Raw genomic sequence first — 15,172 nt, 5'->3', positions numbered from 1 at the left:
CCCCGGAAGGGACGACGGCCGTTCGTGTGCCAGGGGTGGATCAGACGGTGGCGTCCGTCGACTCCTCGCGGGCACCGCTGGAGTCGGTGTCCGACTCCTCGGCGACGACCGGCGCGAGCGACAGCTTGCCACGGTCGTCCACCTTGGTGACCTCGACCAGGACCTTCTGGCCGACGCCCAGGACGTCCTCGACGTTCTCCACACGCTTGCCACCGGCGAGCTTGCGCACCTCGGAGACGTGGAGCAGACCGTCACGGCCCGGGAGCAGCGACACGAAGGCGCCGAACGTGGCGATCTTCACGACGGTGCCGAGGAACTGGTCCCCGATCTCCGGGTTGGTCGGGTTCGCGATCGCGTTGACCGACGCACGAGCGGCCTCGGCCGACGGTCCGTCGACGGCACCGATGTAGACGGTGCCGTTGTCCTCGATCGAGATGTCGGCACCGGTCTCGTCCTGGATGCCGTTGATCGTCTTGCCCTTCGGGCCGATCAGCTCGCCGATCTTGTCGACGGGGATCTGCACCGAGATGACGCGAGGAGCGGTGTCCGCCATCTCGTCGGGGGCGTCGATCGCCTCGTTCAGCACACCGAGGATGGCCGAGCGGGCCTCCTTGGCCTGCTTCAGCGCCGCGTCGAGCACCGTCGACGGGATGCCGTCGAGCTTGGTGTCGAGCTGGATCGCGGTGACGAACTCCGAGGTACCGGCGACCTTGAAGTCCATGTCGCCGAGGGCGTCCTCGGCACCGAGGATGTCGGTCAGTGCCGCGTAGCGGGTCTGGCCGTCGACGGTGTCGGACACCAGGCCCATCGCGATGCCGGCGACCGGGGCCTTGAGGGGCACACCGGCGTTGAGCAGCGAGAGGGTCGAGGCGCAGACGGACCCCATCGAGGTCGAACCGTTGGAGCTGAGCGCCTCGGAGACCTGACGGATGGCGTACGGGAACTCCTCACGCGTCGGCAGCACCGGCACGAGGGCGCGCTCAGCGAGGAAGCCGTGCCCGATCTCGCGACGCTTCGGCGAACCCACACGGCCGGTCTCACCGGTCGAGTAGGGCGGGAAGTTGTAGTGGTGCAGGTAGCGCTTCTTCGTGACGGGCGACAGCGAGTCGATCTGCTGCTCCATCTTGAGCATGTTCAGCGTGGTGACGCCGAGGATCTGCGTCTCGCCGCGCTGGAAGATCGCCGAACCGTGGACGCGCGGGATCACGGCGACTTCGGCGTCGAGCGGACGGATGTCGGCCAGGCCGCGGCCGTCCATGCGGACCTGCTCGGTCAGGATGCGGCCGCGGACGACCTTCTTCGTGACCGACTTGTACGCGGCACTGACCTGCGAGTTGGCGACCTCGGGCAGTTCGCCCGCCGACACCTTCGACGCGATGGCCTCCTTGACGCGCGACTTGAGTGCGTCGTCGGCGTCCTGGCGCTCGGTCTTGGCGGCGATCTTGTAGACGTCACCGAGCTCGGAGAGCGCGAGGGCCTCGACCGCGGAGTAGACCTCGGGCGCGTACGGCGGGAAGACCGGGTAGTCCTGGATCTCCTTGGCCGACTGCGCGGCGAGCTTCGCCTGGGCGTCGACGAGGGACTTGAGGAACGGCTTGGCCGCCTCGAGACCCTGCGCGACGACGGCCTCGTCGGGCTTGGTGGCGCCGCCCTGGATGAGTTCCCAGCTGTGTTCGGTGGCCTCGGCCTCGACCATCATGATGGCGACGTCCTCGTTGCCCGCCTCGTCGGTGACGACACGGCCGGCGACGGTGAGGTCGAAGACCGCGTCGGCGAGCTGCGATGCCTTCGGGAACGCGACCCACTGGCCGTCGATGAGCGCGAGGCGCACACCGGCGATCGGGCCGGAGAACGGCAGGCCGGAGATCTGCGTCGACGCGGACGCGGCGTTGATCGCCAGCGCGTCGTAGAACTCGTCCGGAGCGATGCTCAGGACGGTGATGACGATCTGGACCTCGTTGCGCAGGCCGTCGACGAACGACGGGCGCAGCGGCCGGTCGATGAGTCGGCAGACCAGGATGGCCTCGGTCGACGGACGGCCTTCGCGGCGGAAGAACGAGCCGGGGATCTTGCCGGCGGCGTAGGAGCGCTCCTCGACGTCGACGGTCAGCGGGAAGAAGTCGAATCCTTCACGCGGGTGCTTGCCGGCGCTGGTGGCCGAGAGGAGCATCGTTTCCTCGTCGAGGTACGCGGCGACCGCGCCCTGCGCCTGCTGTGCGAGCCGACCGGTCTCGAACCGGACGGTGCGCTTGCCGTACTTGCCGTTGTCGATGACGGCTTCGGCGAACTTGATCTCGGGACCCTCCAAAAGGGTGCCTCCTTGATGTGTGTTCGGCAGGCCGTGGCGACGGCACTCGATGGTGCGTGCGCGCCGATCGTTCCGGACGCATGTCTGGCCAGCAGTAGAAGCACTCGGGAAACCGTTCCGGCCCGCGAGCCACCACCGATGACCAGCTCCGTGCCCGGCCTGCGCAGTGTTGTGTCGAACATCCGGGGAAACGGTCCTCGGACACGATGGACTTTACCAGTCCACAGGGAATCGGCGGCGCGGCTCGCTGACGGCCGGGCGAGCCTCGGTAACCTGCTGCCATGCGTCTCACCCCCTCGCGGGGCGTGCTCGTCGCGGCCGCCGTGGTCGTCGGCGCGCTCGTCGCCCCGGTCCTCACCGCTGTCCCGGCGTCCGCGACGGAGTACCCGACCTGGCAGGACGTGCAGCAGGCCAAGGGGAACGAGACCGCCAAGCGCGCCGAGGTCACCAAGGTGCAGGCCGCGCTGCAGTCGGCGCAGGACGAGGCCGCGGCGAAGTCGCAGGCCGCGCTGACGGCCTCGTCGAAGGCGGACGCGGCCGAGGCGGAGCTGGCGGAGGCCACCCAGGCCGCCACGAGCCTCCAGGCCCAGGCGCACCGCGCGTCCGAGACGGCCGAGCGCGCGCAGACACGCGCCGGGCAGCTGGCGGCGAACCTGTACCGCGACGGCAGCACGAACCAGATGACCACCCGGATCGCGACCGCGGGCAACCCCGACCAGCTGCTCTACCAGCTGGGCGCCCTCGACCAGCTGTCGTCCACGTGGTCCGGCGTGATGGACGAGGCGTCCGTCGCGGCCGGCACGGCATCGTCACTGCACGAACAGGCCGAACGTGCCGAGACCGAACGCGCGACGCGTGCGCAGGCGGCCGAGGAACGGTCCGCGGCGGCGGAGTCCGCCGAGGCCGTGGCGAACGCCGCGGTCGAGTCGACCGAGCAGCACAGCGACGAGCTGTACGCGCAGCTCGCGTCACTCCGGGACACCACCGCCGAGCAGGCCGCCGGGTACGAGCTCGGGCAGAAGGTCGCGGCGCAGAAGGCCGAACAGCAGCGCAAGCGTGCGGCGGCCGCCGCGGCACAGGCGGCGGCATCAGCCTCGGCGAGCGCCGACACCGGCAGCGGCGGGAGCACCAGCGCCAGTGGCGGCGGGGGCACGAGCTACCCGAGCACCGGCGGTGTCGTGGTGGACCCCGCGGCCGCACAGGCGTACGCGCGGAGCGCCCTGGGCTCGTACGGTTGGGGCGACGACCAGTTCTCCTGCCTGGTGTCGCTGTGGACGCAGGAGTCCGGCTGGCGGGCGAACGCGCTGAACGCCTCGAGCGGCGCCTACGGCATCCCGCAGTCGCTGCCCGCTGACAAGATGTCGGCGGCCGGGGCGGACTGGCGGACGAACGCGAACACGCAGATCAACTGGGGACTCGCCTACATCAAGAGCGCCTACGGGTCGCCGTGCGGTGCGTGGGGCCACGAGATGAGCGTCAACCCGCACTGGTACTGAGAACCCCGGCTCACCGCTCCACCAGTCGCAATGCCTGCAGCGGGCACATGGCCACCGCGTCCGCAGCGGCGGCGCGTTCGTCCGGCCGCACCGGCACGTCGCGGGTGCCGCCGCCGTCCCGCGCGATCGGGTAGCCCCACTCGTCGCGCGCCAGCCGCTCGGCGAAGAGTTCGGTGCACAGGCCGCGTCCCCGGCAGCGGGTCCAGTCGACGTGCAGTGCGACGGGACCGACGGCGGTGGCACCGCTCGGTGCGCCGCTCACCGTCGTCCCCCGACCAGGCACGCGCCCCGCAGGTGCGCCTGCACGTCGTCGTGGAACACGTCGAGGGCGCTCCGCACCATCCGCGCGACGCCGTCCGGGTGGTGGCAGGCCCCGCGTCCGTCGACCAGGGCAGCGATCCGCCGGACCTCGCCGGCCAGGTCGCCCGCCCGACGCCCGGAGGCCAGGTCGGCGACCACGTCGGCGATCCGCGGCAACCCGTTCACGCACGGCCCGCAGCGGCCTGCGGACGCCCCGGCGAGCGCTGCGGCGAGGCCTGCGGTGACCCCGACCGGGCAGGTCCGGTCGTCGAGCACGGCCAGCATGCCCGCCCCGGGCGCCGCACCCCACGGTGCGAGCCCGTCGACGTCGAAGGGCGCGTCGAGCGCTGCGGCCGGCACCCAGGTGCCGCCCCACCCGCCGAGCAGGACGGCTCGCGTCCGTCGCGGGTCGGCCGCCGGCAGCCGGGAGGCCCCCAGCAGCTGCCCGAGCGGCGCACCCCCGGCGGTCTCCAGCACCACGGCACCACCCGGGTCGGTCACGTCGCTGACCGTCACGAGACGGGTGCCGGGAGCACTCGCGCTGCCGACGCTCCGCGCCCACGCCGCCCCGTACCGTGCGACGAGTGCCGCCTGGGCGAGGGTCTCGACGTTCGACACGAGGGTCGGGTGACCGCTCGGTCCACGGTCGGCGAGCCGTACGACACGGTCCTCCGGCAGGCCTCGTCTTCCGGCGACGGCCGAGGCGAGCGCCGTGGCCTGCCCGGCGACGAAGGTGGTGTGGGTTAGTGCCCGGACCTCGATGGCGACCGGGTCGGTGCCGGTGGCGCGCCGGCCGTCGGTGCGTTCGGCGAGTGCCTGCCGGACCCGGTCGGCGAGCCGCGCACTCGTGGCGACCACGGCCTCGGTCGCACCGATCGCGAGCGCCGCGACGACGATGCCGTCGAGCACCAGGTGCGGTGCGCGTTCGAGCAGGACGGCGTCCTTGCGGCTGGCGGGCTCCCCCTCGGCGCCGTTCGCGATGACGATCGGGGCACCGCGGCTGCCGCGCCGGGTCCGGCCCGCCACGGCGTCGAGCTTGCGGGCGAGCGGGAACCCGGCTCCGCCGCGGCCGTCGACCCCGGCGAGACCGATCTCGTCGATGATCCCGGGTCCCACGTGCGGCAGCGGCCCGTGCGTGCGGTGGTGGGCGTCGAGGCCTGGGCCGGGGGCGGCGAGGAGTCGCTGCGTGCCGGTCGGAGGTGACACGGTGAGCGGGTGGGTCAGGGTCATCGGAGGGCCTCCTTCGGGGTCGGACGGAACGTGGTGACGCCGGCCGTGCAGCGCCAGGCGATGGCTCCGAGGACGGCGGCGGCGCAGACCCCGGCGACCACCAGGAACCAGGCGGAGGTGCCGTCGGTCCCGGTGCCGATCGCGTGCGCCATCGCGATCGGCCACATGGCGTAGGCGGCCCAGTGCACGGCGCGGAACACCCGCGGACCGATCACGCGGCGGAGCATCGCCGTGACGACGAGCACCACGAGCAGGTCCACCGCCAGGGTGCCGAGCCCGAGCCAGAACCAGCGGTACGCACCGACGAACGGCACGACGGCGTCCAGCAGGCGGAGTTCGGCCTCGGTGTCGAGCAACAGCGTCACCACGTGCACGGCCACGAACACGGTGGACGCCAGGGCGACGTCCCGGTGCACGAGCTGCACGCCGAACCGCGGCAGGCCGGGGAGCGGTCGTCCGCCACGGGTCACAATGCCGAGCAGGACCGTCAGGGTCAGGAGCACGACGGCGGCGACACCCGTCCCGCGGCCGATCACCCAGAGCGCGGTGTCCATCAGGCGGCGTCCGCCCCGTCGACGGTGACGGCACCGTCGGCAGCCTGGTCCTCCGGCCAGCCGCCGAGCCGCAGCACCGAACCGTCGGCGGCGACGAGTCGGGCCGCACGGCCGCTCTGCCGGAGCCACTCGACCGCGCCGTGCCCCCGGACGACCGCGGCGGTGGTCATCGTGTTGGCGGCGGTGCACGACGGGGCGACGACCGTCACCGACCGCCACACCGGGTCGGCGGGCAGGCCCCACCGCGGATCGAGGATGTGGTGCCGCGCCGTCCCGTCCTGCTCCCAGCGGCGCTTCTGCGTGCTCGAGGTCGCGACGGACCACCCGGAGGCGATGCGGACGTCGTCGACGGGGTCGTCCGCCAGGTCCTGCACACGCACCTGCCAGCCGCCGGAGGGGTCCGGGCCGGCCGTGGCGACGTCCCCGCCGAGCGAGACGAGGGCACCGACGCCGAGCCGCGCGGTGATGCTCGCGGCCGCCATGTCCGCGGCGGCGGCCTTCGCCGTGGCACCGAGGTCGAGCGTGACGCCCTCGGGGACCCGCAGGAACGTGCCGGACAGCAGGATCCGCTGCCACGCGGGGCGGTCGTCGAGCGCGCGGGCCACGGCGTCGGGCGACGGGACCGGTGGCGCGTCGGCGAACGCGGCGTCGTACCCGAGGGACACCATCCGTCGGCCGAGCGTCGGGTCGACGTCCCCGTCGGACAGCCGTGCGGCGTCGACGGCCTGGTGCACGAGCGTCGCCAGCAACGGCGAGACCTCGGTGCCGCGCAGCAGCTCGTCGGCGCGGGACAGCAGCTCGGAGTCGTCGCGGAACCGGCTGCACGCGGCGTCGACGGCGGCCGTGACGTCGCGCACGCAGGACTCGGCGGCGGCGAGGTGGCGGCGGTCGCGGTGGTCGAGGACGACCCGGGCGGTCGTGGTCCAGAGGTCCCACTCGGCGGCGGCGCGCACGGTCACGATCCCGTCGTCGTCGTGTCGGACGACCCACCGGTGGTGCCCTGCGAGACGCCGGTGTCGCTGCTGCTCGTGCCGCTGTCGGTCGACGAGTCGGTCGACGAGTCGGTCGACGTGTCGTTCGATGTACCGGTCGACGTGTCGTTCGACGACGAGGAGGACGAGGACCCGGAGCCGGTGGTGGCGTCGCTCGACGTCCCGGTACCCGAACCGGAGTCCGTCGTGGTGCTCGTGCTCGTGGACGTGTCGGTCGTCGTCGTGCTGGCCTGCTCGTGCCCGAACCACAGCCCTGCACCCGTGACCGTCGCGACCGCGAGTCCGCCCAGGCTCACGAGCGCACTCGTCACCCGTGCGGATCGCTTGCCGTTGCCTCTGGTGTCCATCGGTCCTCCTCGTCGTCATGACGAGGTTCCCGAGCCCACCGATGAGCGAGCCGCCAGCCGGCCGCACTCCGACCCCACGAACCCTGTGGTCCGCCTAAGAGCGGGCCACGGGGTCAGCGGTCCGCGTCAGTGGCCGAGGCCACCGAGCAGGCTCGCGAAGTCCGCGGTCGCGGGGAGCGCGTCGGCTTCCTGCGGGGCCCGCCGGGAGGCCCGGATCGCCCAGGCCAGGTCCGCTCCGGCCCGGCGGATGCGTCCGTCCAGGGCCGCGGCGTCGCCGTCGCTCCCCCAGTCGTCGGTCGCGGCGAACACGCCGGTCGGCACCACCGCGGCGCGGAGGTACGCGAAGACCGGACGCAGGGCGTGGTCGATGGCGAGCGAGTGTCGCGAGGTCCCGCCCGTTGCGCCGAGCAGGACGGGCAGGTCGGCGAGCGCGTCCTTGTCGAGGACGTCGAGGAACGACTTCGCGAGACCGCTGACGCCGGCCGTGAAGATCGGCGTGACGAACACGACGGCGTCGGCCTCGACCACCGCGGCGATGGCGGCGGACAGCGCGGGCGCCGCGAAGCCGGTGAGCATCGCGTCGGTGATCTCGTGCGCGAGCGGCCGGAGCTCGACGTGCAGGACGTGCGCGGGCGTGCCCTCGGCGATGAGCGCGGCGACGGCGGCTTCGCCCAGGCGGTCGGCGAGCAGGCGGGTGGAGCTGGGCTCGGAGAGTCCGGCGGAGACGACGGCGATGGTGGTCATGGTGGTTCCCGACTTTCGATGCGTTTGCATGAACATCGTACCGAACCGTGCGCCGCGCGCAACCATTCCCGCAGAACGGAGAACGCCCCGGTCCTCGCGAGGAGGACCGGGGCGTTCCGTCAAGCCGTGAGGCGTCGACTAGCGGCGCAGGCCGAGGCGCTCGATGAGCGCACGGTAACGAGCGATGTCGACGTCGGAGAGGTAACCGAGGAGACGGCGACGCTGACCGACCATGAGCAGCAGACCACGACGCGAGTGGTGGTCGTGCTTGTGCTCCTTGAGGTGCTCGTTCAGGTCGTTGATACGACGCGTCAGAACGGCGACCTGGACCTCGGGGGAACCGGTGTCGCCCGGGTGGGTCGCGTACTCTTCGATGATCTCCTGCTTGACCTTCGCGTCAAGTGCCATGCGTAGATCCCCTTTCAGTCCGTTGCGCGGTGCCCGTGCCTGATGCACGAGCGCTCTTTGTCCGCGGCCGTTCGACGGCAACCGCGCAAGACTACCAGAGTCCTAGGCGGTCCTGGCGCGCAGGCGACGACGACGCGGCGCCGGCAGCAGACTGCGGACGAGTCCGACGAGCGTCGCGCCGAGCAGTCCACCCAGGCCGTTCGACAGCACGTCGCGGGGGTCGGCGACGCGGTAGGGCAGGTAGGTGGCCTGCGCGAACTCGATGCCGGTCGACAGGGCGACCGCGACCAGGGCCCCGAGGATCCACCAGCGCCGAGGCAACCAGAGTGCGGCGAGCATGCCGACCGGGACGAACATCGCGATGTTCGCCAGGAACTCGGTGCGCTCGTACGTGAACCAGGCACCGTGCGGCAGCTGCTGCACCCAGGCGATCGCGTGCAGCACGAACGAGTTCTGTGCCGAGGTGAACACCTGTGGGGTCAGCGTCATCCGCCAGATCACCCAGGCGTACGCCGCGGTCACGGCGAGGAGGAGGAGTCGACGGAACATCCGGGTATTGTGCAACACCGTCCTGCGGGGTCGCTGGAGCGCTCCTGGCAGAAGCCGTCGGCAGACCTGAACGAACACCCCGGTGTCCTGGTCAGGACTCCCCCGCACCTGTCAGCATGGGTGCGAACAGGGAGGACCGCCGGATGCCGGAGCACCAGGGGAAGCGTGCGTCCGCGCGACGTCAGTGGCTGTGGATCGCGGCAGCGGTCGTCGGTGTCGCGGCGGTCGTGACGACGCTCGTGGTCGTCGTGCCGCACGGCGGCGGGCCGGATGCCGACCCGCCGAAGAGCGGACGGGACGTCGTGACGCGGAAGACCGTGGAGCAGGCGTTCCCCGGCGGCCTCGCGCACCAGCCGTCGGACGTGAACCAGCCGGGCATCCGCGAGCGCCAGGCCCGCGCCGCCGGGCACGACGACACCGCGGCGCAGATCGCCCGCATCGCCGACCAGCCGATCGCGACCTGGCTCACGAACACCTCGCGGTCCGAGACGCGCGCGACGATCCGCACCGTCGTCCGGAACGCCGAGCAGCAGCGGGCCACCCCGGTGTTCGTGCTGTACACCGTGCCGGACCGCGACTGCGGCAGCTACTCGAAGGGCGGCACCGCCGACGACGCGTACCTGCCGTGGGTCCGCTCCGCCGTCCGCGCGATGGCTGGCTCGAAGGCCGTCGTGATCGTCGAACCGGACGCGATCGCACAGATCCAGAACTGCGAGCGCCTCCGCGACTCCAGGCTCCCGCTGCTCCGCAAGGCCGTGGACGCCCTGACCGGGCACGGACTGACGGTGTACCTCGACGGCGGCAACGAGAACCGTGTCCCGACCGCGACGATGGCCGACTGGCTGCGTCAGGCGGGTGTCGACGAGGTGCAGGGCTTCTTCACGAACGTGTCGAACTTCTACCGCGTCGACCAGGAACGCGCCTACGCCGACGAACTCGCCGACGCGATCGGTGGTGATCCGCACTTCGTCATCGACGTCTCCCGGAACGGGCAGGGCTGGCGCGGGACGTGGTGCAACCCCGAGGGTGCGGGTCTCGGCCAGGCGCCGCACGTCACCGGCGGATCGAGCCGGCTCGACGCCCTGCTCTGGGTCAAGACGCCGGGGCTCAGCGACGGCACGTGCAACGGTGGACCGGCCGCCGGGCAGTGGTGGGAGTCCTACGCGCTCGGGCTGGTCGAGAACCGCAAGCGCGACTGACCCGCGGCCGGGGTGTCGGTGCCCGGTGGTTGCATGAGCGCATGACCCCGACCGACAGCCGGCGCTCCGTCGTCCCGCCCTACCTGCTCCACGCCGTGGCCCAGGCGGCTGAGTTCCCCCGTGCGGCGTCTGCCGCGCGCACCGCACTGGCGTCGCTCGAGCTCGTGCAGAGCCCGAAGCACCAGCACCTGGTCGCCCCGCGCCGTGTCAGCGGCACGGTCGACCGGTCGCCCCAGCGCACGATCGCCGACGCCCGCGGCACGACGACCCTGCCCGGCACGGTCGTCCGGAGGGAAGGCGACCCCGACACCGGCGACGCGGCCGTCGACGAGGCGTACGCGGGCCTCGGTGCGACCCACGCCTTCTGGCTCGACGTCTTCGGCCGGGTGTCGATCGACGGTGCCGGACTCCCCCTCGACGCCACGGTCCACTTCGGGCAGGACTACGACAACGCCTACTGGGACGGCAGCCGGATGGTGTTCGGCGACGGCGACGACGAGGTCTTCCGGCGCTTCACGATCGCGCTCGACGTCATCGGGCACGAGCTGGCGCACGGCGTCACGCAGTACACCGCCGACCTGACCTACCAGGGGCAGTCCGGGGCGCTCAACGAGTCGATCAGCGACGTGTTCGGCTCCCTCGTCGCCCAGTACGCGGCCGGGCAGACCGCCGAGCAGGCGAGCTGGCTCATCGGCCAGGGGCTCTTCACCGATGCCGTGCACGGCGACGCCCTGCGCTCGATGCGGGCCCCGGGCACCGCCTACGACGACCCGGTGCTCGGCAAGGACCCGCAGCCCGCGACGATGGCCGACTTCGTCGTCACGACCGACGACGCCGGTGGGGTGCACACGAACTCCGGCATCCCGAACCACGCGTTCTTCCTGGCGGCGACCGCGATCGGCGGGTACGCCTGGCAGGGCGCCGGTGCCGTGTGGTGGGACGCCCTGACCTCGGACGCCGTCACCGCCTCGATCGACTTCGCCGGGTTCGCCGCCGTGACGGTCGACGCCGCTGGGTCCCGGTTCGGCGCCGGTTCCGCGGAGCACACCGCGGTGCAGGATGCCTGGCGGACGGTGGGCGTCCTCGACTGAGACGATCGAGCGCCACGCACCGGCGTACGGTCGGGAGCATGCGCATCGAGGTCCGTCGTTCCGGGGGCTTCGCCGGTACCACGCGGCACTGGCGGGTCGACACCGACACGAGCGCCGACCCCGCGGCGTGGTCCGAGGTCGTCGACGCGCTCCCCCGGACCCCTGCGACGGCGACGGCCGGGCCGCCGGTCCCCGACGACTTCACGTGGACGATCACCGTCGAGCGCACGACCGTGACGATCCCCGGTCGCCGCCTCGACGGCGCGTGGGCCGACCTCGTCGCGCGCGTCCGCTCTGCAGGCGACCCGTCCTGAGCCAGCAGGCACGTGCCGGAGCCGCCACGGGCCTCCCGTCTCAGGCCACGTCGATGACCGTCAGCCGACGTCGATGACCGTCAGGCGCCGCGTCGGACGGGTCATCGCGACGTAGACCGCGGCCGCCGGGCGCGCAGCGTCGGCACCGACCCGGTCGGGGTCGACGAGCAGCACGCCGTCGAACTCGAGGCCCTTGGCGTCCGCCCCGGTCAGCACCGTGAGCGACCCGGCGTGCGGCGAGGCGAGCCCGCGGACGTCGGCCTCGGTGCGGGCAAGGCGCTGCCGGACCGCGTCGACCTCGGACTCGGGGACGATCACGCCGATGGTGCCGGCACCGATCCGCGACCGTTCGGCATCGGCGACCGACACGACGGTGTCGAGCAGGTCGGCGCGGGCGACGCGGACGCGCTCGACGGGGTCGCCGTCGCGCACGGCCTCGTTGCGGGTGACGGTCAGGCCAGCACCGTCGGCGAACACGCCGGCGGCCTCGACGATCGACCGCGGGGTGCGGTAGTTCACGGTGAGCTGCTCGATGCGGTGGTCGAGCGGCACGAGCGGTGCCCGGCCACGGCGTCGGCGGGCGAGCGCGCCGAGCACGTCGTCCCAGGTGCGCGCGGCCCCGGGCGAGGAACCCTGCGCCATGTCGCCGACGATCGTGAAGGAGCGCAGCGGGTTGCGGCGGGCGAGCACGCGCCACTGCATCGGCGAGAGCTCCTGCGCTTCGTCGACCACGATGTGCCCGTAGGTCCACTCGCGGTCGTCGGCAGCGCGCTCCGCGGTCGAGCGGGGGTCGCCGCCCTCGACGAACGAGCCGGCGACCTGTTCGGCGGTGACGATGCCCTCGACGCCCATGTTCTCGATCGCCTGCCGCGCGTTCTCGATGTCGCGGTTCCGGCTGGCCTTCGCCGCGCGCTTGGCGGCGCCGCCGGTCGGGTCGAACGGGCCGAGCAGTTCGGCGGCCTCGTCGAGCAGGGGGACGTCCTCGACCGTCCAGGCACCACCGCGTGCGCGCTGCAGCAGGGCACGGCGCTCCGGGGTCCAGTCCGGGGTCAGCGAGGCGAGCCAGTTCGGACGGGCGTACAGGTCCTCGAGGAACTTCTCCGGGGGCAGCGGCAGCCAGGCGGTGTTGAGCAGCACCCGGGCGTCGTACGAGCTCCGGATGTCCTCGCGCAGGACCTTCTCGTCGGCCTCGTCCACCGTCGTCCCACGCTCGCGCAGCTGTTCGGCGAGCAGCCGGGTCATCGCGTCGAGCGCGAGCTTGTTGAACGTCACGCGCGCGGCGTTGTGGGGCTTGCCGCGGTCCTGTGCGCGCTTCATCGCGTCGGCCACGAGCTGCGGCGGCACCACGAGCCGCTCGCCCTCGACGTCGAGCGTCACCGACTCGGTGGGCACCACCTGGCGGGAGCGCACGGCGCGGCGCAGGAGCGCAGCCATCTGCGCGGAGCCCTTCACGGCGGCGACGTCGCGGGAGTCGTGCGTCGTCGCGTGCACGCCCGGGTAGAGCGAACCGAGCGACGCCATCACGACGCCGGTCTCACCGAGCGACGGCAGCACCTGCTCGATGTACGTCAGGAACGCCGGGGACGGCCCGACCATGAGCACGCCGGAGCCCCGCAGCCGCTCGCGGTACGAGTACAGCAGGTACGCGGCACGGTGCAGCGCCACGGCGGTCTTGCCGGTGCCGGGGCCGCCCTGCACGATGAGGACGCCCTCGAGCGGTGAGCGGATGATCCGGTCCTGCTCGCCCTGGATGGTGGCGACGATGTCGGTCATCCGGCCGGTGCGCTCGGCGGTCACCGCGGCCAGCAGCGCCCCCTCGCCCTGCAGGTGGGTGCGCTCGTCGTCGTAGAGCGAGGCGTCGAACACCTCGTCCTCGACACCGACGACCCGACGGCCCTCGAGCGACAGGTGGCGACGCGAGCGCATGCCCATCGGGTGCGCCGCGGTGGCCTGGTAGAACGCGCTGGCACCGGGCACACGCCAGTCGAGCAGCAGCGGGCGGTGGTCGGCGTCGCGGAGCCCCACCCGGCCGATGTAGCGGAAGGCGTCCTCGGAGCTGTCGGGCTCGGAGACCTCGAGCCGGCCGAAGACCAGACGGTCCCCCACGCGCTGCAGGGTGGCCACGGTGTCTTCGTAGAGTCGGGCGTACGCGTCGCGCTCGCTGCGGCTCTGGTGGTTCCCGCCGACCGCCTGACGACGGGTCTCGGCGAGACGCTGCTCGGCCTCGGCGGTCAGCTCGTCGAGACGGCGGAAGAGGCCGTCCACGTAGCCGCGCTCGCGGTCGATCTCGGTCGGTTCGGACACACGCAACCCTTCGGGAAGAGGGGAATCCAGTGTACTGCCCGCTGGAGCCCCGCAGTTCCCGAAGGGTCGTCGATCACATCTCCTCGTGCGTGTCCGGGTCCGCGTCCCAGAGCCGGCCGCGCTCGAGGCCGGAGATGGCCTGCACCTCGGCGTCGGTCAGCTCGAAGCCGAACACGTCGAGGTTCTCGCGCTGCCGGGTGGCGTCGGCCGACTTCGGCACCGGCACGGCACCGAGCTGGACGTGCCACCGCAGCACGACCTGGCCCGGGGTCACGCCGTGGGCCGCTGCGGCGTCCGTGATCGGCTGCTCGGTGAGGAGCTCCGACCGGACGGCGAGCGGGCTCCAGCTCTCGGTCACGATGCCGAGCTCCTGGTGCACCTTCCGCAGTTCTGCCTGCGGGAAGTACGGGTGCAGTTCGACCTGGTTCACGGCCGGGGCGACACCGGTCGCGTCGATGATGCGACGCAGGTGCTCCGGGGTGAAGTTCGAGACACCGATCGAGCGGACCTTGCCGCTGTCACGCAGGTCGACGAACGCCTTCCAGGTGTCGACGAACCTGTCCACCGACGGGTTCGGCCAGTGGATCAGGTACAGGTCGACGTGGTCGAGCCCGAGGTTGCCCAGGGTCTCGTCGATCGAACGGTGCGCCTCGTCGTAGCCGTGGTGGCGGCCGGGGAGCTTCGACGTGACGACGAGGTCCTCGCGCGCGACGTCGGACTCGCGGACGGCGCGGCCGACGGCGTCCTCGTTGCCGTAGTTCAGCGCCGTGTCGAGCAGCCGGTAGCCGCTGGCGATGGCGGTGCCGACAGCAGCCGCACCCTCGTCGCCGTTCAGGCCGTAGGTGCCGAGGCCGAGCTCCGGGAACCGGTGGCCGTCGTTCAGCTCGATGGTCGGGGCACCGACCTGCATCAGCGCACCCCGAGCAGGTCGATCACGAAGATCAGGGTCTTGCCGGACAGGAAGTGGCCACCACCGGCGGGACCGTAGGCGAGCTCCGGCGGGACGACGAGCTTGCGGCGACCGCCGACCTTCATGCCGGGGATGCCCTCCTGCCAGCCGCGCACGAGCGCCGCGAGCGGGAAGTCGATGGGCTCACCGCGGTTCCACGAGCTGTCGAACTCCTCGCCGGTCTCGTACTCGACGCCGGCGTAGTGCACCTTGACGGTCGACCCGGCGCTCGCGACGTCGCCGTCACCCTCGACGATGTCGGTGATGACGAGATCGGTGGGGGCCGGGCCCTCGGGCGCGTCGAACTCGGGCTTGCTGTTGAGGTCAGTCATGCGATCCAGTCAACCAGAGCGCGGCAACGGCAGACGCAACGGCCGCCCAGGCCGC

General features: G+C 72.4%; 16 protein-coding genes. 4 read left to right on the top strand and 12 right to left on the bottom strand.

The features are described 5' to 3' along the window. Window positions 1-40: 40 nt before the first annotated feature. Entirely contained in the window at window positions 41-2,308 is a 2,268-nt protein-coding gene (locus tag DEJ14_RS06140) for a polyribonucleotide nucleotidyltransferase (protein WP_111084581.1), read from the bottom strand. 281 nt (window positions 2,309-2,589) lie between these two features. Between DEJ14_RS06140 and DEJ14_RS06135 the strand changes: the two genes are divergently transcribed. After that, window positions 2,590-3,804, top strand: a complete 1,215-nt coding sequence (locus tag DEJ14_RS06135) for an aggregation-promoting factor C-terminal-like domain-containing protein (RefSeq protein WP_111084580.1) — start codon at window positions 2,590-2,592, stop codon at window positions 3,802-3,804. Window positions 3,805-3,814: 10 nt separating this feature from the next. Here DEJ14_RS06135 and DEJ14_RS06130 read toward each other — a convergent pair whose 3' ends face one another. The 8 genes from DEJ14_RS06130 to DEJ14_RS06095 form a co-directional block, all read right to left on the bottom strand. Next, window positions 3,815-4,066 (bottom strand): ferredoxin, encoded by a 252-nt coding sequence (locus DEJ14_RS06130; RefSeq protein ID WP_258373205.1) that lies wholly within the window; start codon window positions 4,064-4,066, stop codon window positions 3,815-3,817. Continuing rightward, window positions 4,063-5,334 carry an NADH-ubiquinone oxidoreductase-F iron-sulfur binding region domain-containing protein gene (locus DEJ14_RS06125; protein WP_111084579.1) on the bottom strand — a complete coding sequence of 424 codons (1,272 nt, stop codon included), beginning with the start codon at window positions 5,332-5,334 and terminating at the stop codon, window positions 4,063-4,065. The genes DEJ14_RS06130 and DEJ14_RS06125 overlap by 4 nt, the downstream gene beginning before the upstream one ends. Continuing rightward, window positions 5,331-5,888 carry a ferric reductase-like transmembrane domain-containing protein gene (locus DEJ14_RS06120; RefSeq protein WP_111084578.1) on the bottom strand — a complete coding sequence of 186 codons (558 nt, stop codon included), beginning with the start codon at window positions 5,886-5,888 and terminating at the stop codon, window positions 5,331-5,333. Before DEJ14_RS06120 ends, DEJ14_RS06125 begins: the two co-directional genes overlap by 4 nt. Beyond that, window positions 5,888-6,847 carry an FAD:protein FMN transferase gene (locus DEJ14_RS06115; protein WP_181437446.1) on the bottom strand — a complete coding sequence of 320 codons (960 nt, stop codon included), beginning with the start codon at window positions 6,845-6,847 and terminating at the stop codon, window positions 5,888-5,890. The genes DEJ14_RS06120 and DEJ14_RS06115 overlap by 1 nt, the downstream gene beginning before the upstream one ends. Beyond that, a complete protein-coding gene (locus DEJ14_RS06110; RefSeq protein ID WP_181437445.1) occupies window positions 6,844-7,227 on the bottom strand; it encodes a hypothetical protein in 384 nt (127 codons plus the stop codon). Before DEJ14_RS06110 ends, DEJ14_RS06115 begins: the two co-directional genes overlap by 4 nt. Before the next feature lie 126 nt (window positions 7,228-7,353). Continuing rightward, window positions 7,354-7,971, bottom strand: a complete 618-nt coding sequence (locus DEJ14_RS06105; RefSeq protein ID WP_111084576.1) for a CE1759 family FMN reductase — start codon at window positions 7,969-7,971, stop codon at window positions 7,354-7,356. 138 nt (window positions 7,972-8,109) lie between these two features. Next, window positions 8,110-8,379 (bottom strand): 30S ribosomal protein S15, encoded by a 270-nt coding sequence (gene rpsO / locus DEJ14_RS06100; RefSeq protein ID WP_070416523.1) that lies wholly within the window; start codon window positions 8,377-8,379, stop codon window positions 8,110-8,112. Between the two features lie 102 nt (window positions 8,380-8,481). After that, window positions 8,482-8,928 (bottom strand): VanZ family protein, encoded by a 447-nt coding sequence (locus DEJ14_RS06095; RefSeq protein ID WP_111084575.1) that lies wholly within the window; start codon window positions 8,926-8,928, stop codon window positions 8,482-8,484. Window positions 8,929-9,071: 143 nt separating this feature from the next. Between DEJ14_RS06095 and DEJ14_RS06090 the strand changes: the two genes are divergently transcribed. The 3 genes from DEJ14_RS06090 to DEJ14_RS06080 are packed head-to-tail and all read left to right on the top strand — an operon-like array spanning window position 9,072 to window position 11,532. Then, window positions 9,072-10,127 (top strand): glycoside hydrolase family 6 protein, encoded by a 1,056-nt coding sequence (locus DEJ14_RS06090; RefSeq protein ID WP_181437444.1) that lies wholly within the window; start codon window positions 9,072-9,074, stop codon window positions 10,125-10,127. 41 nt (window positions 10,128-10,168) lie between these two features. Further along, window positions 10,169-11,218, top strand: a complete 1,050-nt coding sequence (locus DEJ14_RS06085; protein WP_111084573.1) for a M4 family metallopeptidase — start codon at window positions 10,169-10,171, stop codon at window positions 11,216-11,218. A gap of 38 nt (window positions 11,219-11,256) precedes the next feature. Continuing rightward, window positions 11,257-11,532, top strand: coding sequence for a protealysin inhibitor emfourin (locus DEJ14_RS06080; RefSeq protein WP_111084572.1), 276 nt, complete (start codon window positions 11,257-11,259; stop codon window positions 11,530-11,532). Window positions 11,533-11,592: 60 nt separating this feature from the next. Here DEJ14_RS06080 and DEJ14_RS06075 read toward each other — a convergent pair whose 3' ends face one another. The 3 genes from DEJ14_RS06075 to DEJ14_RS06065 all read right to left on the bottom strand — a co-directional run bounded on the left by DEJ14_RS06075 (window position 11,593) and on the right by DEJ14_RS06065 (window position 15,117). Continuing rightward, a complete protein-coding gene (locus DEJ14_RS06075; RefSeq protein ID WP_258373204.1) occupies window positions 11,593-13,836 on the bottom strand; it encodes a HelD family protein in 2,244 nt (747 codons plus the stop codon). A gap of 73 nt (window positions 13,837-13,909) precedes the next feature. Then, the gene (locus tag DEJ14_RS06070; RefSeq protein WP_111084570.1) at window positions 13,910-14,746 is read right to left on the bottom strand and encodes an aldo/keto reductase; all 837 of its coding nucleotides are present in this window, start codon (window positions 14,744-14,746) and stop codon (window positions 13,910-13,912) included. Continuing rightward, complete coding sequence (locus tag DEJ14_RS06065; protein ID WP_111084569.1) at window positions 14,746-15,117, bottom strand: FKBP-type peptidyl-prolyl cis-trans isomerase; 372 nt, start codon at window positions 15,115-15,117, stop codon at window positions 14,746-14,748. The genes DEJ14_RS06070 and DEJ14_RS06065 overlap by 1 nt, the downstream gene beginning before the upstream one ends. Window positions 15,118-15,172: the final 55 nt, after the last annotated feature.

Origin of the sequence: Curtobacterium sp. MCJR17_020 (genome assembly GCF_003234365.2) — a bacterium.
In the GTDB taxonomy this organism is placed as follows: domain Bacteria; phylum Actinomycetota; class Actinomycetes; order Actinomycetales; family Microbacteriaceae; genus Curtobacterium.
Note: the sequence above shows the minus strand (reverse complement) of the source record. Positions and strands in the feature narration are given on the sequence as shown.